The following is a 26,621-nucleotide window of genomic DNA, read 5'->3' on the forward strand; positions in this document are numbered from 1 at the left end:
CTTATTTTTCCGCTGCCGCCATCAAGGCGGCATAAACTTTCCCAACTTGTTCGCGTGCCACGTCAAGCCCTAAGCCAGTCTCGATGACAAAATTGGACTCAGCCCTCTTTATCTCATCAGGAGTCTGACGGGCTAAAATCGCCTGAAACTTCTCCTCTGTCATGCCGGGGCGGGCCAGAACCCGTGCCTTTTGAATATCAGCCGGGCAAGAAACGACGATCACCGCGTCCACATAAGCTTCGCCACCGGTTTCAAATAAGAGCGGTACATCAACGATTACCAAAGGTGCCGCTTTTTCTCGTTCAGCAGCCAAAAAGTCCGCGCGATCCTTACCGACCAAGGGGTGCACGATGGCTTCGATTTGTTTCAGAAGCGTCGGGTCTTGTAAAATTCTAGATGTTAGAACGCTTCGATCAACACCTTGAGGGCCAATTGCTTCGGGGACTAACGCCTGAAGCGGGCCAATTGCGGCACCCGCCGGGCTATAGAGACGGTGAACGGCAGCATCAGCATCCCAAACAGGCACGCCCAAATCTTGAAACATGGCCGAGGTTGTCGATTTCCCCATACCGATAGAGCCGGTCAGCGCCACAATCTTCATGCAGTAAGCGCCTTCTCCAACGTGTGTAGGCCGTCTTGCAGATTAGGTAAAATGCCAAACCAATGCTGAAACGCCAAGGCTCCTTGCCCGGCCAACATACCAAGCCCATCAAGATAGCGACGTTTATGGCTTTTTGCGCTCTCTAAATAGGCGGTCATGCGAGGCGAATAGATGGTGTCATAAATGATCGCATCCGGATGGGTCGGCGAAAAATCCGGAGAAAACGGCGCTTGGTTATTAAGACCTTGACTGGTAGCGTTGATAACAAGGCTGGAATTGGCCAAATTCTGCGACAGGTCCTGCCACGTTCCAACACGAATTTGTTGTGGATTTAGCTGATCAGCGATTTTCTGCGCCCGTGCTTGATCGCGATTAATCACGCAAATTTCTTTATCACTATGGGCAGACAAGGCAGCAAGAATAGATCTGGCTGCACCTCCTGCACCCAAGACAACAATATGGCCCTCCAGACTGCGCCATTGTGCTGCACGGTTATCGAGGTCCGCGACCAATCCGTCTCCATCGGTATTGTTGGCGTCATAACCACGGCCTGTCCGGTCCAAACTCAAACAATTAGCGGCACCAATCAACCGCACTCGGTCAGACTGCTGTAAAGCTGCCGCTGCAGCACGTTCTTTAAATGGGGTCGTAATATTCAGTCCACAGACATCGCTAGCTGCCAAGCCTTCTAAGGCTGTTTCAAAATTTTCCGGCTCGACCGGTAAAGCCACATAGAGCGCGTTAAACCCATGGGCTTGAATCCATGAATTCTGCAAAATAGGTGACATGGAATGGCGTACGGGATTGCCCAAAACCGCATAAAGCTCTGTCGATCCAGTTATCTTCATGTTTGCAGTTCCCCATGAAGACGCAGAAAGGCCAAAACTTCTAACAATGGCAGACCTAGAATCGAGAAAAAATCGCCTTCGACGCGCTCAAATAATTGCGCGCCCGGACCCTCAAATTGATAACAACCAACACTTGAAAGGGCCTCATGACCATAAGCCCTTAGATAATCCCGCAAAAAAGCATCAGAGAATGCCCGCATGGTGAGTTTGGGGCTCGTGACCAAGCGCCAAATGACTTGACCGTCTTTAGCAATCACGGATGCACATTCTAAACTATGGGTTTTGCCGCGCAACTCAGATAAACGTTCAAAAGCTTCTTCTAAAGTCTCGGCCTTATCAAAGGAACGACCGTCAAACGCAAGAATTTGGTCGCATCCAAGTACAAACCCGCTGTGCTTCTGCGAAACTTTAACAGCTTTGAGTTCAGCTAATTTGTCGGCCTGATTTCGTGGGCTAGCACCTTCAGCGCGCATGGCCTCTTTGACGGCATCTTCATTAACCCCAGATCCAACCGCCTGAAACTCGACACCGGCTTGCGAAAGGATTTGTTTTCGAATGGCGCTGGTAGAAGCAAGCGTCAACATGATTATCTCGCATTCCGCTCGGCAAGCAGGTTTAAGATCGCGGCAGAGGTTTCCTCAATAGATCGGCGCGTCACGTCAATAACCGGCCAATTTTGCCTTTCAAACAGACGGTTAGCATCTGTTATCTCCTCACGAACCGCATCTTCATCAACATATTCGCTCGTCGCATCCGCATTGAGAGACAAAAGTCGATTTCGCCGTATAGCAATCAAACGGTCGGGTGAAACCCGAAGGCCGACTACCAAAGGCTTTGTTAGCTCCAATAAGGCTTGCGGAATTGGCGCTTTGGGAACCAGTGGAAAATTGCCAGTACGAATACCACGGTTGGCCAAATAAATGGAGGTTGGGGTTTTCGACGTGCGGCTTACGCCAACTAAAACAACTTCAGCCTGATTGAATTCATGTACCATTTGACCGTCATCGTGAGCCATTGTGTAATTGAGCGCATCGATCCGTCGGAAGTAATTTTCATCAAGCGCCTGTTTAGACCCGGTCTTTTCACCGGCCCGCATTTTCAAATGATGTTCCCACATGGTGAGAACTTGGTCCAAAAGCGGTAGTGCTGGGATGCCTAGACGCTTGCAATGGTCTACCAACACATCACGTAAATCGTGCGCGGCGATGGTGAAAAGGACTACCCCTGGAAAAGACTCAATTTCTGCCAAGACGCGGTCCAGCTGGCGACGGGAGCGCACAAGATAGTAGGAATGCTCCAACGGAGTCACGCCTTCAAACAAAGGCGCAACCGCCCGCAATACGGCATTCAGCGTCTCGCCAGTCGAGTCAGACACCAAATGTACATTTAGAAACGTGGACATGCGCATTTGGAAGGTGTGGCTGACGAAGCAGTCTGGATCAAGGTTTTCATACATGATCGGGTCAAACTTCTTGGAGTCTCACCCGGCCATCCCGGTAGGGCTGTTAATAACTTGTTAAAAGGGCTTAATGAATCTCTAAGAAACGCGGTTAATTTTGTATGAATATGTGAGGCAAATCGTCGCTTGTGTACTACCAGCGAAAAAGCCATGCGGAACTTTTCTCGAACATCCACAAGGCTGGTAAGATGTTGAAATTAGCATCCCCGTTGGGGGTAACTGTCACCCTATTCGGCAAGCAATCACATGATTTTCAGAGCTTTTCAGCCTCTCCACCCTGTGGAGAAAACAGGGGCAAAAGCTGATAAACCGCTTGAGAAATCCCGTTAGGTCATGCAGGTGACTTACGAGGATCAGTCTATCCACCGCACTACTGTCTACTGATTCAAGAATCTAAATCTTATAAGGGAAGGGGAGCCCGAGATGGGTGAGGGAGCAAAGGGACAAAATAGCGCGTTGGTTCGCACCCTCCTAGGTGAGCAACAACCCCATCCTCCGATCTGGCTCATGCGCCAGGCTGGGCGTCATTTGCCAGAATATCGAGAGCTGCGGGCAAAAAACAAAAGTTTCCTTGATTTTTGCTACGCGCCCGCAGCGGCAGCTGAAGCCACATTGCAACCTGTTCGTCGTTATCCAGTCGATGCAGCCATCATTTTTTCCGATATTTTGGTCGTTCCACATGCTTTGGGTCGGGATGTGCGTTTCGCAGAGGGCGAGGGGCCCCTTTTAACACCCCTTGAAGGCGCGGAGGATATTGCGAAACTTGATATGTCGCGTTTGGAAACGCGCTTGGCACCCGTCTATGAGGCCTTACAACGAGTTCGGGCGGCGATGGATGCAGACAGGGCGCTAATTGGCTTTGCTGGCGCACCTTGGACCTTGGCGACCTATATGATCCAAGGACGTGGGGGCGAACGTGACCTTGCTAGAGCTTTTGCCTATCAGAACCCTGACTTAGTGGATGAGCTTTTGGCGATTTTGGCAGAGGCTGTTGGCCAACATCTTATTGCCCAAGTTAAGGCTGGCGCGAATGCGCTACAGATTTTTGAATCTTGGGCTGAAGATATTCCAGGGCACTTGTTCGCTCGTTTGGTAACCAAGCCAATAAGGCGCGCAGTAGATGTCGTTCGCGCTGTCTATCCAGAGGTTCCTATTATCGGCTTTCCTCGCGGGGCAGGCCACCGCGTTGGTCAATTTCAGCAAGAGACCGGCGTCCAAGGTGTCGGGCTGGATATCGCTGCTGATTTGAGTGCAGCACGGTCTGCATTGGGGCCAAAAGTTTGTTTACAAGGCAATCTTGATCCCATGGCTTTGATGGCCGGCGGTGCGGCTTTGGAACAGGCTGTGGATGCCATTCTTGCCGCGGCGACGACGGGACCACATATCTTCAACCTGGGACATGGGGTCGTTCCTGCAACGCCGATCCCAAATGTCGAATATGTTATGCGCCGAGTAAAGGGTTTGGCCTAAATACCGGCTAAGTTGGACTACCGCTGGCCAAAAAAGGTAATTGATAGGTCTATGGGACAAAAAATAGCGATTGTTCTCTTTAATCTAGGGGGTCCGGATGGGCCGGACTCAGTGCGCCCTTTTTTAAAGAATTTGTTTTCTGATCCAGCTATCATTCGCGTTCCAGGCCCTGTTCGCTGGATGTTGGCACGGCTGATCTCGACGCTGCGGGCAAAATCAGCGCGGGCCAATTACGCAAAAATGGGTGGTGGTTCGCCACTGGTGCCCGAGACTTTAGCGCAAGCAGAAGCGCTAGAAAAAGCCGTAAAGGCGCGTCCAGGCTATGAAAATGCCGAAGTCAAAACCTTCTTGGCGATGCGTTATTGGAAGCCGTTTGTGAAGGATGCGGTTGCGCAAGTGCGCGCGTTCAATCCAGACGAAACCGTGTTGCTGCCGCTTTATCCTCAGTTTTCGACGACGACGACAGATTCATCCCTTCAGGCTTGGAAAAAGGCCGGCGGTGGTCCAACCAAGCTGATTTGCTGTTATCCTGACGCTCCAGGCTTTATTGAAGCGCATGCTGAAGCGGTTATGGAAACCTGGAGGGCTGGTGGCTCGCCCCAACGTGTGCGTGTTTTGTGGTCGGCGCATGGCCTGCCAGAAAAGATCATCCTTGATGGTGACCCGTATCAAAAACAGGTTGAAGAGACAGTGGCGGCCCTTCGGCCTCTTCTTCCAGATCATTTTGAGCATGCTATTTGCTATCAGTCTCGCGTGGGGCCGGTGAAGTGGATCGGTCCGGCGACTGAGACTGAAATTGAGCGTGCCGGTGCGGACAAAATAGCGGTGATCGTCGTCCCGATTGCCTTTGTCTCAGAACATATTGAGACTTTGGTTGAATTAGATGAAGAATATTATGAAGTGGCCCATGAAGTTGGTGTACCCCTTTACTTGCGCGCACCAGCGCTCGGTACACGGGCGAAATTTATCGACGAATTGGCCCGCCTAACCACGGATCTACTTGAGGGCCCAGACCCAATCCTTGCAGCGCGAACGACAGGCTGTGTTGTCGCCTGTCCCGCCTGCCCAAGGGCAGAATTTGGTGGATGCGCGGCATGAGTCTATGGATCGCTAGTCATTATGAGGTCTTTCGAGCCCTTCATTTGATTGCGGTGATCGCATGGATGGCCGGGTTGATGTATTTACCGCGCTTGTTTGTCTATCATTCTATGGCACCTCATGGCGGAGAACTGGATCAACAATTGATTGTTATGGAACGGCGTCTGCATCGCGGAATTATGGTTCCAGCGATGATTGTCGTGTGGATTTTGGGCGTGAGTCTTTTGGTCGGTCGAGGCGGATGGGATTTGTTGGCCCACCCATGGATGCAGATTAAACTGGCCATGGTGACCACCATTACCGCTGTTGATCATTTATACATGCGTTGGCGGAAAGCTTTTGAGCGCGGAGAGCGCCCGCTGAACCATGTGGCCTTTCGTTTCTTGAACGAGTTGCCCTTTGTTTTGATGATTGTCGCTGTCTTTATGGTGGTCCTTGAGCCTTTTTCTTAACAACACACCTTGACCCCGCATGCGATAATCGTCATGTGGACATCAGATGCCAAGACCTTCTTCTGGTTTGGCACCGCATTACAGCCGCTGCAGTCCTTGCAAAGACGGCTTTCACCAAAGATATTTTGAGGCCCTGACATGTCAGAGGAATTGTCGATCGACGCCCCACCTCGCCGGTCCACCCTACAAGAATTAAAGACCCGCACCCCAACTGAATTGGTGGTGCTGGCAGAATCCCTAGAAATTGATGGTGCATCCAATCTGCGCACCCAGGATCTACTTTTTGCTATTTTAAAGGCACAGGCCGAGCGCGGTTCAGAAATTGGCGGCGGCGGTGTGTTGGAAGTTTTGCCAGATGGCTTCGGGTTCTTGCGTTCTCCAGAATCCAATTATTTGTCCGGCCCAGATGACATTTATGTCTCGCCCCAACAAATTCGCCGCCACGGTTTGCGGACGGGTGATACCGTCGAAGGACCCGTAAAGGCACCTAAGGACGGCGAACGTTATTTTGCTCTTTCAAAAGTGGATACGATCAACTTCACCGATCCAGAGCAAGCCCGCCACAAGGTCAATTTCGATAACTTAACCCCTCTTTATCCAGACGAACGGTTACATCTGGAAATCCAAGACCCCACCCGGAAAGACCGTACTGGCCGGGTCATCGATATTGTAGCCCCTATCGGGAAAGGCCAACGTGCTTTGATCGTGGCGCCACCTCGCACCGGCAAAACGGTCATTCTACAAAATGTCGCTAAGTCGATCGAGATTAACCATCCAGAAGTTTATCTGATCGTGCTATTGATCGACGAACGTCCTGAAGAAGTGACTGATATGAAGCGCTCTGTGAAGGGCGAAGTGGTATCTTCTACCTTCGACGAGCCCGCGACGCGCCACGTGCAAGTTGCTGAAATGGTTATAGAAAAGGCAAAGCGCTTGGCCGAGCATGGTCGCGATGTCGTGATCTTGCTCGACTCCATCACCCGTCTGGGCCGTGCCTATAACACGGTAGTGCCATCTTCCGGCAAAGTGTTAACCGGCGGTGTGGATGCAAATGCCCTGCAACGTCCAAAGCGTTTCTTTGGCGCAGCGCGAAATCTTGAGGAAGGTGGTTCGCTGACCATCATTGCCACTGCGCTGATCGAAACCGGTTCGCGGATGGACGAAGTCATCTTCGAAGAGTTCAAAGGTACGGGTAACTCTGAAATCATTCTCGACCGTAAAGTCTCTGATAAGCGCGTCTTCCCAGCCATCGACATCATCAAGTCCGGTACCCGGAAAGAAGAGCTTTTGGTTCCAAAAGAGCACCTGCCAAAAATGTACATGCTTCGCCGAATCCTAAACCCCATGGGTACCATGGATGCGATGGAATTCTTGCTGGATAAACTCAAGCAAACCAAAAACAACGACGACTTTTTCCAGAGTATGAACACATAAGATTAACCGCTCTATGGTCCACTTGTACCGCGATGGGATCGTGCCCACCGCATACGATAAGGGGGTCTGGCGATGCGCTATACTCTAATCACAGGTTTCTTGGCGGTGGGTCTAATCATGAGTGCCTGCGCGCCAGCAGACCCACTTGAAAAAATCTCTGCAGACGACCGTGACTTTCTGTTCGCTGGCAAAGAAACAAATGCTGCTTTTATGGGTCAGCCCGCCGATGCGGGGCCAATAGCCTGTAATCCTCAACGGATGAATCAAGGCTATGTTCTCATGGATGAAGAGTCCGGTCTTTGGTTAGACAGCATCCGACCATCTGGCATCGAGCGCCACAAAATTTTGGCGGTGGACCCAACTGAAAAAGGCTTTGAAGTCAAAGGCCAAAATGGTGTTGGGGTGTCATTTAGCTTGATTATTGAGAAGATAAGTGACGAGACGGCCAGTATTTCTTGGGATGGCGCAACCCCTGAGAAATACTTGCGCTGCCCGGGGATGCCGGCTTAATTTAGTCGCTGGCCGCCTTACGGCAAAAGCCTCTAACCCCAAACCCACCTGGGACATATGCGTCACGTTCGCCGCGCGCTAAGGCCCAGAGCGTTGCCGCCGCAATCTCATCATTTTGTGTTTTGCTGTTGGTACGGGGTGGGACATCATAAGCAATTAGTGAGCTCGGGATCCGAGTTGGCGACAGCCGATTAGCCTTATGCCAATGTCGCTTTGCAGCTTCTGCTGCCGACCATAAGGGTCGCGCTCCATCTGGAATCCAAGCTGCCGCAGAGACAAAGATAATGTGGCTTCCCCCTGTTTTGGCGAAATCGGCCGTATAAGCGCGTTGAGCGATCTCCAAGGCGGTGATTTGAGTGGCCCACACTTGGGTAAAGTCCTCAGCGCTATTGCCCTCTCCATGATGTTGGGCACAATGAAAAATGAAATCGACCGATCCAAATAAGTCGCGAGCTGAAGTTAGCGCGTTGAGCCACATAGGCGGGTCGCGAACATCCAAACCTACGGCTAATCCTTGGGTTTGGGCTGCCGTTTCTCGCGCGGCTGAAAGGTCACAATCACCGACAACGAGCGAACAGCCGCGTTGTGCCAAGGCCTGGCTCATGACACGGCCAAACCGCCCACCGCCACCGGTAACTAAGGCAACCTTGCCGGTAAAGCTTCTTTTCGTCATCCCGCGCGCGTTTTAAGCCAAAAGCCAAGCATCAAAAGAAGGACGGCAATGAACTGAACCACAACTCGCAGTCGCATCAGCTGGTTAGACCGTGACCGAGCTTTGTCACCCGTTATGGCCAGATTAGCGATACCGGCAACCAAGACGGCCAAAACAACAGCCATAGCAACGAAGATTGCAATATTGAGGGGTTCTAAGGTCATAGGATTGATATATGCCGAGCGTATGGTCGGGGCAATCGCCTAAGTCTGTCGTGTGACTATTTGCCCTTAGTCAACGCCAAGAGCACCGCGGCGCTCGACGGCCTACCGGCGTAGCCTGCACCAGGCACCACACCAATCGTCAAAACCCCGGATTGCCAACGTACACTGGGGCGATCAAAGCTGCGTTGAACTCGGATCAGCTTGACACGACGTTCTGCTCGACCGAAATAGCCACGCGGTGCGCGCGACATGCCTTGTGCGGCGCGCTCTAGCGATTCATGGACCAAAGCCGGCGGCAAAGCGCCTGAAGCTTCAACGCGAATGTTTCGGCTGGAGAATTTATCAAACCAACGAAGCGCTTTTTCTAAGGTGGCTTGCAGATTGCCTTCGCTTCGCACAGGGGCCGATAGGGTTTTCGCACGCCCCTCGCTAGCAGCTAGGCCCCCATTGGTGCCCAATGGACCATAGACCGTGACGCCACCCAATGTGGTGATGCGCACAATGACTTCTCCAATATCATTGCGCAAAAACTCATCGCCCCGTGGTCCCCATTGCGAAGTCAGTGCCCAGACTTCGGGATCACCTTCAAAGCGTAATAAAACGACCCGCGGTTGCGACCGGTCTAGGATGAAACGGATATTGTTAGGCCCTGCACTAAAGGACACGGCTTGTGCGGCAGCAGCATTTGGGCTGGCGAACATATCGTTCAGCGTAAGATCGCTTGTCCGCTTTTGAGTTTGTGCAGCCGCAGAACCTGCAAAAGCCAGCCCAAAAACCATGAAGGTGCAAGAAAGCAAGCCCAACTTAGCTTGAGCCCAAACACCTGAACCCAGATGCTTTTCACAGCAGAGACTGTCCTTAATCACCATACAGCTTTCGTGCACCCAGAATCTGGCAACATAGAGACAAAACTGTAATGAAACGCAGTGAAAAAAGCCTTACGGCAATAGAACACTATTCCGCCGCTTCTTGACCGCGCATCTCATAATGAGAACCTTGATCCATGAGGTCTGGTAATCCCAATAACTCATTGATTTGTTTAAAGTCCAACATTTTGTCGCGGAACAAGGCCGTTGTTCCATTCGCCTTTAGCGATTGCAGAAACTGTTGTGCGATAAAGGCATGGAGGCGGACCATGGAGCCAGGAGCAATCACCAGACGATAGCCCATCTCGGATAATTGATCGCATGTGAGCAGTGGCGTCTTGCCGCCTTCGACCATATTGGCCAAGAGCGGTGTCGCCGGAAAAGCGCGGCAAATCGCCTGCATTTGTTCAATCGCTTGCGGGGCTTCAACAAACAAAATGTCTGCGCCCGCTTGGCGGTAGAGGTCTGCGCGTTCCAATGCACGGTCAAATCCCTCCACTGCGATGGCGTCGGTACGTGCTATAATCAGGGTGCTGTCAGAGGCACGGGCGTCCACCGCAGCCTTGATCTTTCCCACCATTTCACCGGGTGCGACCAGTTCTTTTCCAGCCAAATGGCCACAGCGCTTCGGGGCGGTTTGATCCTCCAATTGCAGTGCATTGGCTCCCATTCGCTCAAAAAGTCGTACCGTATGTTGAACGTTCAGCGCGTTTCCGAAGCCTGTATCGGCATCCACGATGAGTGGGATTTGGACGCGATCGCGCACGCGGCCAATGATGTCGGCAACTTGGGTAGCCGAAACCAACCCAATATCAGGCCGGCCCAATTGCGTGTAAGAGATAGACGCGCCGGACATATAAATGGCTTCAAAGCCTGCTTGCTCCACCATCAGCGCGCTTAAAGCATCAAAAGCCCCCGGGGCTAAAAGGGCATTGCTTTGGCCGAGCCGCTCGTGCAAGGAAATTTGTGTCATGCTCAATCCCTATGTGCCGCGTCTTGATTTCAGATGAGCGATTAAGCCCCCAGCCCGAACCATCGCCATCAAATGGTCTGGAATAGGCTTACACGATAACGTCTCACTACGCGTCTTGTTCGTGATCTTGCCCAAGACCGGGTCGACCATCAACTGGTCGCCGTCAGCAATACGATAGGCTTCCTCACAGAAAAGCGCTGGTAGGCCTAAATTCAGTGCGTTCCGATAAAAGATTCGCGCAAAACTTGGTGCGATAACAGCGCCAACACCTAGAAGGCGTAAGCTAATGGCTGCTTGTTCACGCGATGAGCCCAAGCCGAAATTCTTGCCAGCGACCACAAAATCACCCGGCTGTACAGACTTTGCAAAATCTGGCGCAATTGCTTCGAGACAATGTTGTGCCAAGTCTTCGGCAGACAGTTTCATTAAATGTCCGGGTGCCAGCAGGTCAGTATCAATGTTATTGCCAAAAACAAAGGCACGGCCTGTCCCTCTTGTCTCTGTCATTGTGCCACCGCCAATTCCGGCAAGAATTTTGTCGGGTCGCTGACGCAGCCCGTAAGTGCACTAGCCGCAACAGTGTAGGGCGAAGCCAAATAGACAAAGGCCTCGGCGTGACCCATCCGGCCTTTAAAATTCCGGTTCGTTGTTGAAATACAAACTTCGCCGGCGGCCAATAATCCCGCGCCCATGCCGGCACAAGCGCCACATCCTGACGGTAACAATGTTGCACCGGCGGCAAGCAGTGTCGACAGAGTCCCGTCTGCAGCCGCATCAGCAGTGACTTGTGAGCTAGCCGGCGCGACGAGAAGGCGAACATCTTTGGCGATGCGTTGTCCCTTTAAAATCTGCGCCGCCATGTGGAGATCTTGCAACTTGGCCCCTACGCAGGCGCCAATGTAAGCTTGGTGGATCGGGGAACCCAGCGCGTGGTTGATTGGGAAACTATTGGCTGGCGAATGGGGTAGAGCGATTTGCGGCTCGAGGTCGGAAAGATTGATAGAAATGATCCGTTCATAGGTCGCATTAGGATCGGGCTTCCAAGCCAAGTCGGCTTCTGTCGCACTTCCACCATGGGCGCGAATATGGCCAAGGGTTACCTCATCAGCGGCAATCAGCCCGACTTCTCCCCCGAGTTCCGCCGCCATATTGGACAGAACCATACGCTCATCCATCGACATGCTTTCCACGCCAGGGCCACCATATTCAATGGCCTTAAACGCGTTGTCCATGCCAAGCTCTCGGCACAAAACCAACATCACATCTTTTGCGGACACCATCGGCCCTAAGGAGCCGGTTATCTCAATGCGGATGGTCTCAGGAACAATGGTCCAAGTTTGTCCGGTAACCACAATGCCAAGCATATCCGTGGCACCAAACCCTGCTGCATAACAGCCAAACGCACCCGCATGCGGGGTATGACTATCGCCGCCAGCAACAAAGATCCCCGGGCGAAGCAGACCTTTCTGAGGAAGGATCGCATGACAAATGCCTTCCATGTCAAAGAAATGCCCCACTCGATGTTCCTTGGCGAAGTCACGCGTTAACTTCAGGATCGCGGCACTTTCTCCATCGACGGCCGGAACATAATGGTCTGACACAATCACAATGCGAGAAGGATCCCAAAGGGTTGCACCAAGGGAGTCTAAATGGGGCTTCCACCGGCGCGGTCCGCTAGAATCATGCGCCATCGCCAAATCAACCTGTACTAAAATAATTTCGCCAGGCTCCACTCGTGGCTTACCCGATGCCCGCGCCAGTAGCTTCTGTGCCAAAGTCTGACCTGAACTCACCAATTGGGGTCTGGAAGTTTCAGACATGCGCGCGGGTGCACCTTTGTTTAGAAATGATCTATCTTTATATCAAATAACGTTTCAACATTGGCAAGGCAATGACTCACCCCTAAAGTGGTAACGGCCATCCAAAGGGAGGACTATGTGTCAAATCCACCGACAGTTCCAAGGCAAACACAACCAACTTTTCTGTTTGTCTGCAAAGATGGCCCAACGGCACCGGAAAAGCGGATCGAGCATTTGGCGGGGCATCTCGCCCATGTTGAAGCCCATTGGCAGTCCTATGTCACCGCCGGACCCCTAAAGGCACCTGGCAATCCAACAATCCATGGCTCGTGCTTGATTGTGTGCGCCGATGATGTGGACGCTGCCTGGGCAATCATGCGCGGCGATCCTTATTTCACGTGTGGGATGTTCGAGACTGTCGAAGTACATGATATGACCATGTCTATCGGAATTTATCCCGGCGGTAAGATCTGGGAGAGTCTTGACTCTGTTCTGGAGCGTGCCAACGGTGGTTGAGACATCATTTTACTTCAGTAGCCTGCCGGAATTAGGGCTTTCCATTTCCTAAGGGCAGACTAGTTTCTCTTCATGGACACGACCTTGCCCAATTCTCACGAACCTAGTTCCGAGCTTAAGGCCGCTATGGTAGACGCAAGGCTGCCGACGCCCTTGTATCACCAATTGTTTTTGGTCCTGCGTGAGCGCATTCGCTCAGGTGCCTTTCCGTTAGGCGCTGTTTTGCCAGGCGAGCAGGATTTGACGCAAGTCTTCAATGTCTCCCGCATTACGGTAAAGCGTGCCCTCAATGAATTGGCTTCGGCGGGTATGGTTTCCCGCCATCGGGGCCGCGGTACTGTCGTGACCTATAATGCCACTGTACCAGTCGTGAAGGGCAGCTTTGATAATCTGATGGAAGCCCTGAAAGTCATGGGCCTTTCGACAGAGGTTGAACTGATAAATGTGGCCCAGGTTGCGGCCACGGCGGAGATTGCAGAACTCTTGGGTCTCCCAAGTGGTGTCCCTGTCCAGCGCGCAGAGCGTATCCGCAAGTTGGAGGGCGAACCCTTTTCCTACATCGTTACCCACTTACCAATCGACATTGCAGCGACTTTTGACCCGGATGCGCTGGCGCATACGCCGATGTTGGATTTGCTAGAGCGGTCAGGCTTTGTGGCGGTTTCCGCTGAACAATGGATCACAGCTTGCAGCGCAGAGCCTGCAACGGCCCAAGCTCTCAAGATTGCAACTGGCTCGCCGCTTTTGAAGATCGTGCGCGTCATGAAAGATGCCCAATCGGCACCGATTGAAGTTGTCCAAGGCTATTACCGGCCTGAACGCTTTCAATATCACATGAATTTAACCCGGCAGCGCAAAGGCGGCCGCGATGAATGGCGATAGCCTCAAGCCCTATGGCTCAAGGCGATAGCCACCACCTTCCGTGATTAAAAGACCGTTGCGGCTTGAAACCGGCTCAATTTTCTGTCGCAAGCGATAGATGTGGGTTTCCAGCGTGTGCGTGGTGACAGCCGCATTATAACCCCAGACTTCGCGCAGCAATTCATCGCGAGGCACTGCCTTTGCGCCAGAGCGATACAGATAGCGCAGGATTGCAGCTTCTTTATCGGTCAAGCGGATGCGCTTGCCGGTGGCGTCGGTCAATGTACGGTTGGCGGGTTTGAAGTCGTAAGGGCCAATCTTCAAGGTCGCGACGTCAGTTTGGTCATGGCTGCGCAAATGGGCGCGTACGCGAGCCAGAAGTACCGCAAAGCGGAATGGCTTGGTGACATAGTCGTTGGCACCCGCATCGAGGCCCAAGACTGTATCAGAATCGGTGGACTGACCTGTCAGCATGATGATAGGCCCTGCAAATCCACCCGCGCGGATCGCCTTACAGGCTTCACGACCATCGAGATCAGGAAGATCGATATCGAGCAGAATTAGGTCGGGACCCTGAGTGCGTGCAGCGGCGACCCCGCTTGCAGCATCCTGGGCCATAACGGTGTCGAATTCCCCCGTCAGCTCGAATTGCTCGGCCAAGGTGGTGCGGAGATCATGGTCGTCATCGACCAGAAGGAGGGTGCGCTTGCGTGACATGAGCCTTACATGGTTGCACCCTATTGTGTGATACAAGAGGGTGCGGCATCACAGAGTCTTGATCCAGGGGAAATTATGCAGGTTTTTGCAGCGTCAAAATCGGGTTGGCTAACCTACGGACAAACAAAAGTGCGTTGTTCCATTGGTAAGGGTGGTGCAAAGCCCGCTACTGAAAAGCGTGAGGGCGATGGGGCAAGCCCGCTTGGCGTGTGGCCAATCCGTGCCATTTTTTGGAGAGAGGATCGTGGACCCAAGCCTGTGTCGGGATTTGATGCCACGCCGATTCAGCCACAAGACGGGTGGTGTGATGCAGCAGATGACCCAAAATACAATCAGTTCGTGACCCATCCCTATCCGGCTAGTGCTGAACATTTGTGGCGCGAAGACGGGCTTTACAATATCATTGTCGTCCTTGGACATAATGATGACCCTGTTGTGCCGGCGATGGGGTCGGCTATCTTCATGCATTGCGCTTCAGAAGACTATAGGCCCACAGAGGGTTGCGTGGCTTTGGCCGAGGACGACCTGCGTGACCTGCTGAAGCATGCAAAACTGGGCGATGCTGTAGCCTTCACCGACTAATTCTGTCTGGCTTCACCGACAAAGTGTTGCGCGAATGCTCTTGCCTATTTGCTGCGTTTGGCGTTTTAGGCTGACTTTATGCATGAAGAAGCCGCGACCTCTCTCCAAAGCCAACAGATAGACCGCCCCACATCTGCCCGAGCACCAGACGGGAAGACAGGCAAGACCCTGTTTATCCAGACATATGGCTGTCAAATGAATGTCTATGACAGCGAACGTATGGCTGATGTCTTGCGGCCCTTGGGCTACAGCCCAGTTGATAAGCCTGATAATGCAAACCTTGTTGTGCTCAACACCTGCCATATTCGCGAGAAGGCAACCGAAAAAGTCTATTCTGAAATTGGTCGTCTTAAGGCACATAAGGACTTGATGGCGCAGAACGGTGCCAAAATGACCATTGCGATCGCAGGCTGTGTCGCTCAAGCCGAGGGCGAAGAAATCATGCGTCGCGCGCCAGCGGTAGATTTGGTCGTGGGCCCACAAGCCTATCATAAGCTACCCGAGTTGATCGCCCGTGCCGCCCGAGCGAGCGGTGAGCGACTTGAGACGAGCTTCGAGGCTGACGAGAAGTTTGACGCCTTGCCAACTTTGCGCGCACCCGATGGACCATCGGCCTTTTTGTCTGTGCAAGAAGGGTGCGATAAATTCTGTACCTTCTGTGTTGTGCCCTACACGCGCGGCGCGGAATATTCGCGCCCAGTTGATCCCATTATTCTCGAAGCTCGCGGGCTTGCGCAGCAAGGGGTACGGGAAATCACGCTTTTGGGTCAAAACGTCAACGCCTACCATGGGCAGGGGCCGACATTGTCTGGTTCTGAGACATGGTCTTTGGCACAATTGGTTCGCCATCTCGCCAAGATCGGTGGGATAGAGCGCATCCGCTATACGACGTCACACCCTTGCGACATGAGCGACGACTTGATTGAAGCCCATGGCGAAGTGAAGGAACTAATGCCCTATCTGCACCTGCCTGTGCAGTCTGGCTCCAACAAAATCCTCAAAGCTATGAACCGCAAGCACAGTGTAGAGAGCTATCTCGACACCATTGCCAAGGTACGTCAGGCACGTCCTGACATCGCTTTGGCTTCAGATTTTATTGTGGGTTTCCCCGGAGAGACCGAACAAGATTTTGAAGACACGATGGAACTGGTTCGCGCGGTGGGCTATGCAGGAGCCTATAGTTTCAAATATTCTAAGCGCCCGGGCACGCCAGCCTCTGAAATGTATGGCCAAGTCGCTTCAGAAGTCGCCGATGACCGACTGCAACGTTTGCAAGCCTTGATATTAGAGCAACAGCGCGCCTTTAATGCTGCCAAAATTGGGGAGACTTTTGATGTGCTCTTCACCGGTAAGGGCCGCAATGAAGGCCAGATCTTGGGCCGTAGCCCATGGTTGCAGTCGGTCCATGTTGCCGGGCCAGAACATCTGATTGGCCAAATCCAAAGTGTTCGAATAATTGGCACCATGCCGAATTCCCTGACCGGGGAATTGGTGACTGCTTCGTGACGCGTCGTCGCAAATCAGAAGAAGGGCGCGTCGCCCTCACCAACCCAAACTTGGTGCCTTTAGTGGCGGGTCCGGCTCATCGTAATTTGACCTTGGTCGAGGATGCTTTTGGTGTCGATGTAACCGCCCAAGGCGGTGATATTTTGGTCCATGGCGATGATCCTGTGTCGGTTGGCCAAGCGCGCGAGGCATTGCAGGCTCTCATCGAGAGGGCGGCGGCCGGGATGGCTTTGGGTCTGCCTGAAGTCCGTTCGGCTATCACCTTCGTTCGGGCGGGTTCGCGCGCGCGCAGCGGCGCTCTTTCGTTGCCCGGGCGCCGCGCCGACATCAAGCCCAGAACCCCGACTCAAGCCATTTATCTCGACGCTCTCATGGGTGGCGAGTACGACCTCGTGTTCGGCGTTGGGCCTGCCGGAACTGGAAAGACTTTTTTGGCCGTGGCGGTTGGCGTCTCGCTATTGCTAGAAGGGCGCGTCTCACGCGTTGTAGTGACCCGACCCGCTGTGGAAGCGGGTGAACGATTGGGCTTTCTGCCGGGAGACCTTGAAGAGAAGGTGGATCCCTATCTTCAGCCTATTTGGGATGCCTTCAAAACCCTTCTAGGAGCCGCGCAATTAGAGCGCCGCAAAGCCGCAGGTGAAATTGAGGTCGCCCCACTGGCCTTCATGCGCGGGAGAACTTTGTCCGATGCATTTGTGATCGTGGATGAAGCGCAGAATACCACTCGCATGCAGATGAAAATGCTGCTGACCCGTTTGGGTGAGGGGTCGCGTATGGCAGTCAATGGCGATCCAAGTCAGATCGATTTGCCGCGCGCCAGCGAGTCCGGCTTGCCCCATGCATTACGAATCCTGCGGCGAGTTGAAGGCATGAAGATCGTCCACTTTACGGCAGAAGATGTCGTCCGCCACCCCCTCGTCGGGCGGATCGTCTCGGCATATGAGCGTGAAGCTGACGAGGCAGTCCCCGCCCGCGCTGTGCCGATTGCAGAACCAGAGCACACTATGACTAACCGCCCCGCATCCTTTGGCGTTGACGTACAAATCGAAGCTGAAGGTTGGTATCAAGTTTTCGGACCAGACTCCGAGGCCGAAATCGAGAAAATCGTGCAGGCGGTCTCACGTTATTTTGAACCAGCCGAAGATAGCTTCGCATTGCTTCTGACCAGCGATCCGGTCGTTCAAGCTTTAAACGCGCAGTGGCGCCATAAAGACCAGCCAACAAATGTCTTATCTTTTCCAGCACCTGAGACAGTTCACGCGCTTGAGAAAACCTTGGGGGATGTCGCGCTTGCTTACGAAACCTGTGCGCGCGAGGCCCTTGAACAGGGCAAAAACCTCAAAGATCACGCTACCCATTTACTTGTGCATGGGCTATTACATCTTTTAGGATATGATCATGAAGCCGATGATGATGCGGCGGAGATGGAAGGCTTAGAGAGAGAGATATTGGCAAACCTCGGTATTGCTGATCCTTATCACACCCATGACTGACGACCCATCCAGTAGTAACTCAGCCAAGAAAACAAGCTTTTGGAAGCGGTGGACGCAAAAGCTGCGTCGCCAGAACGCTTATGCAGGCCTAGATCCCGCCGAGCTCCTGCGTGAGCGCGAGCAGTCTGGCGAAACGATTGAGCGCAATCAAAAGGACATGATCGTCAAGGCCGCAAGCTTTGATCGGTTGTCGGTGCGTGACGTAATGGTACCCCGCGCCGACATTACGGCCGTAGAAATTGAGATGCCGCTTGGCGAAGTCGCCCGCATGTTTGAGGAACATCAGCATTCTCGTATGCCGGTTTATTCCGAAAATCTCGACACACCCTTGGGCTTTGTCCACGTCAAAGACATTCTATCCTTGCTGATTCCGGATGCAGAGGGTCAGACCAAGGCAAAGTTGGATGATCTCGTCTTAGGGCGGCTAAAGCGCGATTTGCTCTATGTTCCGATCTCCATGAAGTTACCAAACCTGTTGCTGCAAATGCGTGCAAAGCGATGCCATATGGCACTTGTGATCGATGAATATGGTGGCACCGATGGCTTGGTGACGATTGAAGACCTCGTAGAAGAAATCATTGGCGATATTGATGACGAACACGATGATCTCGATCAGGACCTCATCGTTGATACCGGAAACGGCGTCTGGGAGGCCGATGCGCGGGTAGAGTTAGATGACTTTTCTGAGCGTGCTGGCGTGGATCTGACGCTGGAAGATATGGAAGATGATATTGATACGCTGGGTGGTTTGGTCTTTGCACTTGCAGGACGGGTCCCGCCACGCGGTGAAATCCTTCATCATCCTACTGGCTATGATTTTGAAGTCATTGATGCGGACCCGCGCAGAATCAAGCGGGTGCGTATCCGTTCCGCCAAAGCGGTGGAAAAGGCAAATACCGATAGTTCTCAGGCACCATCTGCGTGACTGACACCCTAATGCCCCCATCATCGGCGGCTGAGCCCGAAACAAGTCATCCCATAGCTATTCTGGGCCCGAACAAGCCTGCTTGGCTCTCTGGTTTAGGTGCGATGTTGTTAGGTGCACTCGCGGTCTTGGGCCATGCACCTTTCCATATTTGGCCGGCCTTCATGGTATCCATCTGCGGCCTCATTTTCTTGCTGGATGGCGCATTTCAAAACAAGAAGCGGCTTAGATCGGCCTTTTGGCGCGGCTGGTCTTGGGGATTTGGCTACTTCCTCGCTGGGATGTTTTGGGTCGGCAATGCGTTTTTGGTCGATCCCGAGAAATTTGCCGTCTTGATGCCATTCGCTGTTACAGCTTTGCCCGCCGCGATGGGTGTGTATTGGGGGCTGGCGGCTGTTGCGGCGCAAGGGCTTTGGCGCGCAGGGCCGTCTCGTATTCTGATTTTTGCCGTCTGCTTTGGCATGAGCGAATTTGCGCGTAGCCATTTATTCACCGGCCTTCCTTGGAATTTGCCGGCCTATATTTGGAAACCGGGAGAGCCGATCAGCCAAGTTGCCGGCTTAATCGGTCCTTATGGGCTGTCAGTCTTGACCCTCTGGGCTTTAGCAACACCCGTCGTCCTTTTGGCAACGGGCGAGGGGCGCAAGCGCTATATCTCTCTTGTCGTCGCAGGGGGGTTAGCATTGGGTAGCTATGCGTATGGCTTGATTCAGCTTCGCGCAGCGGGGCCGATTGATCCGATGGCTGGAAAAGGTCCTGTGATTGCTGCCGGCCAAGCTGGGTTTAGCCAAAAGGAGGTGTGGGATCCCGCCAATACGGTGCGGATCGTTGAAACCTATCTTGATTTGTTGGAAACGTCAGACTCCCAGAAGGCAGATATTGTGGTTTGGCCGGAAGGGGCTTTCCCATTCATTCTTTTGGAAGAGCCCCTTGTCTTAGAGCAGATTCAAGCCCGCCTCGGTGCACGGACTTTAGCAGTCGGTTCCATTCGTCGTGACCTTTTGGCCGGACAAGCGCTCTTTTCCAATAGTCTGCTGGTGTTTGATGTGGAGAATGGCGGCCTAACCACGCGCGCCGTCTATGATAAGCATCATTTGGTACCGTTTGGTGAATATCTGCCCCTGCGATCGCTGTTCCAGGTTTTCGGGATTGCAAGTCTAGTCTCTTATGATGGCGAGATGTCACCAGGGCCAGAGCCCGCGACATTAAGCCTTCCCAAAGCGCCTTTGGCCGATCCCCGCATTTGTTATGAGATTGTGTTTCCAAGCTTCAACAAGCAAGCGACTGGTAAAGCTGCTTGGATCCTGAATGTGTCGATTGATGCATGGTATGGTGATTTGCTGGGGCCAGATCAGCATTATGCGCAAGCCCGTTATCGTGCCATTGAAACAGGGCTGCCTGTGGTGCGATCCGCTAGTGGCGGGTGGTCCGCTATTGTTGATCGCCTCGGACGCCCAGTGGCTGAACATCGCGCCGGGGCTGGCTATGCGACGGCACGACTGCCGGAGTTCTTCGGACCCACTTTCTATGCCCGTTTCGGCGAACTCGGGTTTGGCATTTTAATTCTTGGTTTCGGCCTGATGGCGGTTTGGCGACACAAGCGGCATTGACACAAACAACTCTTCATTGAAATAATGTCTGCACCAAGGCAAGGTTTCATGATTAATCATCGTCGTTCTACTTCCGTTGATGCTTATGTTGGCTGTCGCTTAAAGCAGCGGCGTGAAGATTTGGGTATGAGCCAAGAGCGCTTGGCCGAATTGCTGGGTCTGTCGTTTCAACAAGTTCAAAAATACGAACGCGGCATGAACCGAATCGGGGCAAGCCGTCTATTCCAACTTTGCGGCCTATTGGGCGTTGAGCCGTCCTTCTTCTTCGACGGGCTAAACGTGGCGCTAGGGCCGGGTGTTGCAGAAATTCCAAGCGTGGCAGAGACACTCTCTACCGCAAGTCTTTTGGCTGCCCCTGGCGCTCTTGAGCTTCTGGCCGATTATGCGCGCTTAAAATCCAGCACTCAGCGCAAGAAGGTCATTGAGCTAGTTCGCATTCTGGCTGATGGCGACTAGGCTCTGTACGAGGGGTTGCTGCCAAGCGTAGATTTCCGGCTCTAGTCCAAGGGCAGCCAAACGGGCATAAGCAGCCCATGTCCAACCCTGATTTCTCTGCACCAAAGCCCTTTGGGCCGCTCCGATCCTTTGGACGCGTGCGTGGCCGCGCTTTATCCGATCGCCAAGAACAGCTGTTTGAAACCCTATTTCCACGCGTGTCGATTCCAGCAGAACCAGCCCATGGCCTAGACCCCAGCCACTGGATGCCCTCTGCGGAAGCCATTGTTTTTGAGATCGGCTTTGGTGGAGCCGAGCATTTGATTGGGCAAGCCGAGCGTCATCCAAATCACCTCTTTCTGGGGGCCGAGCCCTTTCAAGAAGGGGTTGCCAAGGCCTTGGTTGGTATTGAAGACCGCGGCCTTACGAATGTGCGTCTTTCGGCGTCAGATGCCCGGCCCGTTTTGCAGGCCCTCAAGCCGGCCAGCCTCGACAAGCTGGTGGTCCTGTTTCCGGACCCATGGCATAAGGCCAAACACAATAAGCGTCGTCTTATCCAAACCGCCTTTTTGGACGATGCCCATAAAGCACTTAAGCTCGGCGGTGAGCTTCGTTTTGCCACCGATTGGGCCGATTATGCCGCGTGGACGCTAGAGAAAGTAACCCAACACGGTGGCTTTGAGTGGCAGGCAGAGATGGCGGCTGATTGGCGGACGCCACCAGACGATCACATTACAACGCGATATGAAATCAAAAAGCTTGGGGATTGCGCGCCTATTTTCTTGCGCTTTACCGCCCGCCCGCGGGGGTTGTGAGGGCAACAAAGACATCTTCCAAATTGGGTTCTTCGATCCGTAAATCCTTTATCCGCACTCCAGCGCCCATCGCCTGAGACAAGAGTGCTTCCACGCTGTGCTCGTTGGGTCGGTAGTGAATGGCCAAAGCCCCATCTGGGCGTAACACACATTCAAGATCGGATAGGCCCGAAGGAATTTGCGTTAAGGGCTCTAAGGGAGAGATCACCACTGCCTTTTTGTCGAGCCGCTTCAAAATAGTCGGCGTTGGCTCAGAGGCAATCAGTCGTCCTTGATCGATGATCGCAATATTGTCGCACAATTCCTGCGCCTCTTCGAGATAGTGCGTGGTCAGGACAATCGTCACACCACGCTCTTTATTCAGCATCGTGATATATTCCCACAACGAGCGGCGGAGTTCGACGTCAACGCCGGCGGTGGGTTCATCCAGAATGACAACCGGCGGCGTGTGCACAAGTGCTTTGGCGATCAACAACCGACGCTTCATGCCTCCTGATAATTGCCGAGAATATGTGTCGCGCTTATCCGCCAAGCCAACGGCTTCCAGCAACTCCATCGAACGCCGTTCCTTGGGCGGGACCCCATAAAAACCGGCTTGGAGCTCGAGTGTTTCAAAGGGGGTAAAGAAGGCATCAAAACTGATTTCTTGTGGCACAATCCCAATGGCTGCCTTAGCAGTGCGATGGTCTTTGTCGATATCGATGTCCCAGATACGAACTTCACCCGCCGTTTTGATGACTAGGCCAGCCAGAATGTTGATAAATGTGGACTTTCCTGCGCCATTTGGCCCCAATAGGCCGAATATAGACCCTTTTGGGATTGCGAGGTCCAACCCTTTCAGAGCCTGCTTTTCGGGAGATTTTCCGCTGGCTGCATAGGTTTTTTGAAGCCCGCGGGCTTCAATCGCAAAAGGGGATTGGGTCATGGTTTCTCGCTTGGCGCACACGTTGACGGATAGGGCCCGAAAGTTCTAATTAGGACGCTAAACAGGCCGTAGCAATCACGCCACTGTGAGAGAAGCAGATTTATGTCCGTCTCCGTACTTCTAAAGAACAAGCAGCCAGTTGAAACCATTTATGTGGATGGTCATCGCATCGCCTGTGATGGCGGTGGCGGTGCTTTGGGGCACCCAAAGGTTTGGTATGAGATGGGTGACGAAGGCCAGGTTGAGTGCCTGTACTGTGGCCGTTTGTATGTGCAGAAGACCGCTGAAGGTGGTGCAACGCACTAAGATTGGATTTAGCTCAGCTTGCCGTTTACCGAGGCGGCGCACCCGAAATGTTTTTGGGACCAGCGCCGCCATTCATGTTCTGATACTGGATATAGGCTGGCGTCAGAATCACGATGAACAGAACCGGCAAGAAAAACACAATCATCGGCACCGTTAGCTTTGCCGGCAGAGCGGCTGCCTTTTTCTCAGCTTCCGTCATCCTCAATTCGCGGTTTTCTTTCGCCATTACCCGCAGGGCCGCGCCGAGTGGTGTACCATATCGTTCGGCTTGGATCAGCGCTGTAGCGACGCCCTTTACGCCAGGATGATTGGTGCGCTTAGCCAAATTTTCATAAGCCACGCGTCGATCCTGCAGATAGGCGAGCTCCGCATTGGTCAAGCTCAATTCCTCCGCCAATTCGATGGAGGATGAACCGATTTCTTGACCGACGCGCAAGAAGGCCCCTTCGATTGACATGCCGGACTCAACGCAAATCAGCAGCAAGTCCAACGCATCCGGGAAAGCGCGCATGATTGATGTGCGCCGCTTGGTCGCGATGTTTTTAACAATGATGTTTGGCAGGTAAAAACCCGCGACACACGCCCCAAGGGCCGCGATAAGCCGGTTGTTGCTGGTCATGTCCTTTCCAAAGATCGTGACATAGGTCAGCGCGCCGATGAAAAAGAAAATTGGGGTCGCAAAGCGCGCAAAATAGAAGATGGCAACAGGCCCGGGGCCGCGAAGTCCTGCCTCCATCAAATTCTGGGTCACATTGGGATCTTCAAGCAGTTTCTGAAGGTTTAGCTTGTCGACGATCGACTTCCACGGACCTTTAGCGCGTTGGCGCAGGGACGTCTTTTCGGCGTGCTCAGCGGCAATGGTCGCGCGGCTCTTGCGGCGCATGGACTCGCGATCGGTTGCCACACCTTTCATGCGGGCCGCCAATTGGTCGGTTTTCCACAGAGGTTGGGCAATCGTCAAAGCAGTAATCAACAGCGCAACTGCCATGATGAGCGAGGCAACAAAATCTGGGTCTGTGACCGTCCGTGCAAAATCCTTAACTTCTGCGAACATAGTTTGTTCCTTAAATATCGAAGTTAATCATGTTGCGCATGACGAGAATGCCGGTACCCATCATCAAAACCCCAACACCTAATCCAAGATGTCCAGTGGGGTCAGAGAAAAGTAGGCCCATGTAAGAGGGGCTTGTGATGTAAACCATCAAGCAGACGCAGATTGGCAAAGCGCCGATAATCATGGCCGAGGCCTTGGCTTCGGAAGATAGGGCGTTGATCTTCTCGCGCATGAGTTTGCGCGACCGCAAGATCAAAGACAAATTGCCCAAGGCTTCTGAAAGGTTCCCACCCGCCTTCAATTGGATCGACAAAACGATCGAAAAGAAGCTGACTTCAGGAAGTGGCATGCGTTCAAAAAGCTTTGCCAAGCACTGATCCATCGGAACGCCCATGGATTGGCTATCGCAGATGCGCCGAAACTCTGTGCTCAAGGGTTCTGGTGCCTCCCGAGCGATGATCTTCAGACACTCTGCTAAGGGCAAGCCAGACTTCACACCGCGCACGATCACATCAATAGCGTTGGCGAATTCTGCAATGAATTTCTTTTGGCGCTGGCCAACCAGAAAGCCCAAAATCCAGCGCGGCAATCCAAAAGCAGCAACCCCACCTGCGCCCAAGGCAACGTACCAAGAATTGCCCGAGACCAATACGCCCAAAGCGACCAAGATGCCAATTGAACCCGATGCGATCCAAAAAGTCTTTTCTTCGATCGTTAGACCCGCTTGCTCGATGCGCGCGCCGACAGAAAGTCGGGCCCGACGCAATTGCCGTTCCCGCATTTCGATATCCTTAATGTTGCCAAGCAAGCGCTTCCGGCGTGTTTCATCCGGGTCAGCACCGCGCCGTTTGATCGCGGACTCGCGCGACTGCGCCACCGACTTAATTCGCTTTTGAGATTCCTGTTTGTCATCGCCGGCCAGCGCAATTCCGATCAGCACCACGCCGATGGCTACAATCACAGGAATGATGGTTCCAAGATCCATGTCTGTTACACATCCGCCGCATCAAGAGCTTCGGCGAGTTCCTTTTCAAGACCGTAATAGCGTGCGCGATCCCAGAATTTTGGACGCGCAATACCAGTCGAACGGTGCTTGCCGATAATTTTGCCGTTTGCGTCTTCACCATCCATTTCAAAGACGATCAGGTCTTGGGTTACGATCACATCGCCTTCTAAGCCTAGAACTTCAGTGATGTGGGTGATTTTGCGTGAGCCATCGCGCAGGCGGGCTGCCTGAATAACCACATCAATCGAACCAACAATCATTTCGCGGATCGTTTTGGTGGGCAGAGAGAAGCCGCCCATCGTGATCATGCTTTCCATCCGCGAAAGACCTTCCCGCGGGCTGTTGGCGTGCAAAGTTCCCATGGAACCGTCGTGACCCGTGTTCATGGCTTGTAGCAAGTCGAACGCCTCTGGTCCCCGGACTTCGCCCACGATGATCCGCTCTGGACGCATCCGGAGACAGTTCTTGACGAGATCGCGCATGTGGACCGCGCCTTGACCTTCCAAATTGGGCGGACGGGTTTCCAAGCGAACGACATGGGGCTGTTGCAGTTGCAGTTCGGCCGCGTCTTCGCAAGTGATGACGCGTTCATCCGGGGCAATATATCCGGTTAAACAGTTCAGTAGGGTCGTTTTGCCAGAACCCGTCCCGCCAGAGATCAGCACATTGCATCGGGCAGCACCAATTATGCCGAGCACTTTGCCGGCAGCCTCAGAAATGGCCCCGAACCCGACGAGGTCCTTCATCCGCAATTTGTCTTTTTTGAACTTACGAATGGTGAGGGTAGGGCCATCCAGCGCCAAAGGCGGCACAATAACGTTCACGCGCGAGCCATCTGGTAAACGCGCGTCGCAGATTGGTGAGCTCTCATCAACCCGCCGACCGACTTGGCTCACGATCCGTTGGCAAATGTTCATCAGCTGCTGGTTGTCGCGGAAGCGGATCGGCGTTTTGGTCACTTTACCGCCGACTTCGATAAAGACGGCATTTGCCCCATTGACCATGATGTCGGCGATATCATCGCGCGCCAACAAAGGTTCAAGTGGACCATAGCCCAAAACGTCATTGACGATGTCGTTGAGTAATTGCTCTTGCTCAGCAATCGAGACGATGACTTGCTTGATCGCGATGATTTCATTGACGATATCGCGGATTTCATCACGGGCAGTGCGCTGATCCAACGCAGCCAACTGACCCAAATCAATGGTCTCGATTAATGCGTTATAGATTGAAGCCTTGGTGCGGTAATATTCCTCCGTCCTTCCATCATTGACGGGGACGACTGGCGGTGCTGACTGGGTTGGTGCGCGCACGGCTTTGGCGACACGTCCCGGGTCCAAAGTTCCAGCGGGCGACGCCGATGGCGCTGTCGCAGCCGCAGGGGATGGCCCTTGTGGCGCTGCTGTTGGTTTTGGAGACTCAATGGGGGCAAACTTAGGAGGTGATGCCTGTGCCGCCCCGTCTGCGCGTTTACCAAACATCCT

The 26,621-nt window shown here is 53.2% G+C and carries 30 protein-coding genes; 15 read left to right on the plus strand and 15 right to left on the minus strand.

Translation table 11 applies throughout. From position 1 onward, the window contains the following. Nucleotide 1: 1 nt before the first annotated feature. Genes coaE through B7364_RS15650 form a run of 4 tightly spaced genes read right to left on the minus strand, consistent with a single transcriptional unit; the run spans nucleotide 2 to nucleotide 2,905 of the window. Entirely contained in the window at nucleotides 2-601 is a 600-nt protein-coding gene (coaE, locus tag B7364_RS15635; RefSeq protein ID WP_085340968.1) for a dephospho-CoA kinase, read from the minus strand. Further along, a complete protein-coding gene (gene aroE / locus B7364_RS15640; protein WP_085340969.1) occupies nucleotides 598-1,449 on the minus strand; it encodes a shikimate dehydrogenase in 852 nt (283 codons plus the stop codon). Before aroE ends, coaE begins: the two co-directional genes overlap by 4 nt. Then, nucleotides 1,446-2,033, minus strand: a complete 588-nt coding sequence (locus B7364_RS15645) for a Maf family protein (RefSeq protein ID WP_085340970.1) — start codon at nucleotides 2,031-2,033, stop codon at nucleotides 1,446-1,448. Before B7364_RS15645 ends, aroE begins: the two co-directional genes overlap by 4 nt. Nucleotides 2,034-2,035: 2 nt before the next feature. Then, entirely contained in the window at nucleotides 2,036-2,905 is an 870-nt protein-coding gene (locus B7364_RS15650; RefSeq protein ID WP_198534291.1) for a pyruvate, water dikinase regulatory protein, read from the minus strand. Between the two features lie 426 nt (nucleotides 2,906-3,331). On the opposite strand from B7364_RS15650, the gene hemE reads away from it, so the two are divergent. From hemE to B7364_RS15675, 5 genes are all read left to right on the plus strand, one after another. After that, nucleotides 3,332-4,378, plus strand: a complete 1,047-nt coding sequence (gene hemE, locus B7364_RS15655) for a uroporphyrinogen decarboxylase (RefSeq protein ID WP_085340971.1) — start codon at nucleotides 3,332-3,334, stop codon at nucleotides 4,376-4,378. 51 nt (nucleotides 4,379-4,429) lie between these two features. Then, nucleotides 4,430-5,476: a ferrochelatase gene (gene hemH / locus B7364_RS15660; RefSeq protein ID WP_085340972.1), complete on the plus strand. Its 1,047-nt coding sequence runs from the start codon at nucleotides 4,430-4,432 to the stop codon at nucleotides 5,474-5,476. After that, nucleotides 5,473-5,928 carry a CopD family protein gene (locus B7364_RS15665; protein WP_157893742.1) on the plus strand — a complete coding sequence of 152 codons (456 nt, stop codon included), beginning with the start codon at nucleotides 5,473-5,475 and terminating at the stop codon, nucleotides 5,926-5,928. The genes hemH and B7364_RS15665 overlap by 4 nt, the downstream gene beginning before the upstream one ends. A 138-nt stretch (nucleotides 5,929-6,066) precedes the next feature. Then, entirely contained in the window at nucleotides 6,067-7,362 is a 1,296-nt protein-coding gene (gene rho / locus B7364_RS15670) for a transcription termination factor Rho (protein ID WP_085340974.1), read from the plus strand. A gap of 72 nt (nucleotides 7,363-7,434) precedes the next feature. Beyond that, complete coding sequence (locus B7364_RS15675; RefSeq protein ID WP_085340975.1) at nucleotides 7,435-7,872, plus strand: hypothetical protein; 438 nt, start codon at nucleotides 7,435-7,437, stop codon at nucleotides 7,870-7,872. A gap of 1 nt (nucleotide 7,873) precedes the next feature. Here the strand turns inward: B7364_RS15675 and B7364_RS15680 are convergent, their stop codons facing one another. The 6 genes from B7364_RS15680 to B7364_RS15705 all read right to left on the minus strand — a co-directional run bounded on the left by B7364_RS15680 (nucleotide 7,874) and on the right by B7364_RS15705 (nucleotide 12,407). Then, entirely contained in the window at nucleotides 7,874-8,545 is a 672-nt protein-coding gene (locus B7364_RS15680) for an SDR family NAD(P)-dependent oxidoreductase (protein WP_085340976.1), read from the minus strand. Next, the gene (locus tag B7364_RS15685; RefSeq protein ID WP_085340977.1) at nucleotides 8,542-8,748 is read right to left on the minus strand and encodes a twin transmembrane helix small protein; all 207 of its coding nucleotides are present in this window, start codon (nucleotides 8,746-8,748) and stop codon (nucleotides 8,542-8,544) included. The genes B7364_RS15680 and B7364_RS15685 overlap by 4 nt, the downstream gene beginning before the upstream one ends. A gap of 56 nt (nucleotides 8,749-8,804) precedes the next feature. Next, on the minus strand, nucleotides 8,805-9,527 hold the full coding sequence (locus B7364_RS15690) for a DUF4908 domain-containing protein (RefSeq protein ID WP_157893743.1): 723 nt from the start codon (nucleotides 9,525-9,527) through the stop codon (nucleotides 8,805-8,807). Nucleotides 9,528-9,702: 175 nt separating this feature from the next. After that, complete coding sequence (locus B7364_RS15695) at nucleotides 9,703-10,587, minus strand: isocitrate lyase/PEP mutase family protein (protein WP_198534292.1); 885 nt, start codon at nucleotides 10,585-10,587, stop codon at nucleotides 9,703-9,705. Nucleotides 10,588-10,596: 9 nt separating this feature from the next. Further along, nucleotides 10,597-11,094 (minus strand): LeuD/DmdB family oxidoreductase small subunit, encoded by a 498-nt coding sequence (locus B7364_RS15700; protein ID WP_085340979.1) that lies wholly within the window; start codon nucleotides 11,092-11,094, stop codon nucleotides 10,597-10,599. Continuing rightward, the gene (locus B7364_RS15705) at nucleotides 11,091-12,407 is read right to left on the minus strand and encodes a 3-isopropylmalate dehydratase large subunit (protein ID WP_085340980.1); all 1,317 of its coding nucleotides are present in this window, start codon (nucleotides 12,405-12,407) and stop codon (nucleotides 11,091-11,093) included. Before B7364_RS15705 ends, B7364_RS15700 begins: the two co-directional genes overlap by 4 nt. A 117-nt stretch (nucleotides 12,408-12,524) precedes the next feature. Between B7364_RS15705 and B7364_RS15710 the strand changes: the two genes are divergently transcribed. Further along, nucleotides 12,525-12,902 (plus strand): YciI family protein, encoded by a 378-nt coding sequence (locus tag B7364_RS15710; protein ID WP_157893744.1) that lies wholly within the window; start codon nucleotides 12,525-12,527, stop codon nucleotides 12,900-12,902. A 72-nt stretch (nucleotides 12,903-12,974) separates the two neighbouring features. Beyond that, the gene (locus B7364_RS15715; RefSeq protein ID WP_198534293.1) at nucleotides 12,975-13,784 is read left to right on the plus strand and encodes a GntR family transcriptional regulator; all 810 of its coding nucleotides are present in this window, start codon (nucleotides 12,975-12,977) and stop codon (nucleotides 13,782-13,784) included. 9 nt (nucleotides 13,785-13,793) lie between these two features. Here B7364_RS15715 and B7364_RS15720 read toward each other — a convergent pair whose 3' ends face one another. Next, on the minus strand, nucleotides 13,794-14,480 hold the full coding sequence (locus B7364_RS15720) for a response regulator transcription factor (protein WP_085340982.1): 687 nt from the start codon (nucleotides 14,478-14,480) through the stop codon (nucleotides 13,794-13,796). Between the two features lie 75 nt (nucleotides 14,481-14,555). On the opposite strand from B7364_RS15720, the gene B7364_RS15725 reads away from it, so the two are divergent. From B7364_RS15725 to trmB, 7 genes are all read left to right on the plus strand, one after another. Then, on the plus strand, nucleotides 14,556-15,062 hold the full coding sequence (locus B7364_RS15725; RefSeq protein WP_085341030.1) for a L,D-transpeptidase family protein: 507 nt from the start codon (nucleotides 14,556-14,558) through the stop codon (nucleotides 15,060-15,062). Nucleotides 15,063-15,140: 78 nt separating this feature from the next. Next, nucleotides 15,141-16,568, plus strand: a complete 1,428-nt coding sequence (miaB, locus tag B7364_RS15730) for a tRNA (N6-isopentenyl adenosine(37)-C2)-methylthiotransferase MiaB (RefSeq protein ID WP_085340983.1) — start codon at nucleotides 15,141-15,143, stop codon at nucleotides 16,566-16,568. Continuing rightward, nucleotides 16,565-18,061, plus strand: coding sequence for an rRNA maturation RNase YbeY (ybeY, locus tag B7364_RS18320; RefSeq protein WP_085340984.1), 1,497 nt, complete (start codon nucleotides 16,565-16,567; stop codon nucleotides 18,059-18,061). Before miaB ends, ybeY begins: the two co-directional genes overlap by 4 nt. Beyond that, complete coding sequence (locus B7364_RS15740; protein WP_085340985.1) at nucleotides 18,054-18,986, plus strand: hemolysin family protein; 933 nt, start codon at nucleotides 18,054-18,056, stop codon at nucleotides 18,984-18,986. The genes ybeY and B7364_RS15740 overlap by 8 nt, the downstream gene beginning before the upstream one ends. Next, nucleotides 18,983-20,596: an apolipoprotein N-acyltransferase gene (lnt, locus tag B7364_RS15745; RefSeq protein WP_157893746.1), complete on the plus strand. Its 1,614-nt coding sequence runs from the start codon at nucleotides 18,983-18,985 to the stop codon at nucleotides 20,594-20,596. Before B7364_RS15740 ends, lnt begins: the two co-directional genes overlap by 4 nt. Before the next feature lie 48 nt (nucleotides 20,597-20,644). After that, nucleotides 20,645-21,052 carry a helix-turn-helix domain-containing protein gene (locus B7364_RS15750; protein WP_085340987.1) on the plus strand — a complete coding sequence of 136 codons (408 nt, stop codon included), beginning with the start codon at nucleotides 20,645-20,647 and terminating at the stop codon, nucleotides 21,050-21,052. Nucleotides 21,053-21,129: 77 nt separating this feature from the next. After that, nucleotides 21,130-21,846, plus strand: coding sequence for a tRNA (guanosine(46)-N7)-methyltransferase TrmB (gene trmB, locus B7364_RS15755; protein ID WP_085340988.1), 717 nt, complete (start codon nucleotides 21,130-21,132; stop codon nucleotides 21,844-21,846). Here trmB and B7364_RS15760 read toward each other — a convergent pair. Beyond that, on the minus strand, nucleotides 21,821-22,771 hold the full coding sequence (locus tag B7364_RS15760; RefSeq protein ID WP_085341031.1) for an ABC transporter ATP-binding protein: 951 nt from the start codon (nucleotides 22,769-22,771) through the stop codon (nucleotides 21,821-21,823). The genes trmB and B7364_RS15760 overlap by 26 nt on opposite strands. Before the next feature lie 102 nt (nucleotides 22,772-22,873). Here B7364_RS15760 and B7364_RS15765 point away from each other — a divergent pair, with 102 nt between their 5' ends. Next, entirely contained in the window at nucleotides 22,874-23,077 is a 204-nt protein-coding gene (locus B7364_RS15765; protein WP_085340989.1) for a zinc-finger domain-containing protein, read from the plus strand. Nucleotides 23,078-23,102: 25 nt separating this feature from the next. Here B7364_RS15765 and B7364_RS15770 read toward each other — a convergent pair whose 3' ends face one another. The 3 genes from B7364_RS15770 to B7364_RS15780 are packed head-to-tail and all read right to left on the minus strand — an operon-like array spanning nucleotide 23,103 to nucleotide 26,618. Next, nucleotides 23,103-24,131 (minus strand): type II secretion system F family protein, encoded by a 1,029-nt coding sequence (locus B7364_RS15770; protein ID WP_085340990.1) that lies wholly within the window; start codon nucleotides 24,129-24,131, stop codon nucleotides 23,103-23,105. A gap of 10 nt (nucleotides 24,132-24,141) precedes the next feature. Beyond that, nucleotides 24,142-25,116, minus strand: a complete 975-nt coding sequence (locus B7364_RS15775; protein WP_085340991.1) for a type II secretion system F family protein — start codon at nucleotides 25,114-25,116, stop codon at nucleotides 24,142-24,144. A gap of 5 nt (nucleotides 25,117-25,121) precedes the next feature. Then, the gene (locus tag B7364_RS15780) at nucleotides 25,122-26,618 is read right to left on the minus strand and encodes a CpaF family protein (protein ID WP_085340992.1); all 1,497 of its coding nucleotides are present in this window, start codon (nucleotides 26,616-26,618) and stop codon (nucleotides 25,122-25,124) included. Nucleotides 26,619-26,621 lie beyond the last annotated feature (3 nt).

Origin of the sequence: Aquidulcibacter paucihalophilus (genome assembly GCF_002105465.1) — a bacterium.
GTDB classification, from domain to species: Bacteria; Pseudomonadota; Alphaproteobacteria; order Caulobacterales; family Aquidulcibacteraceae; genus Aquidulcibacter; species Aquidulcibacter paucihalophilus.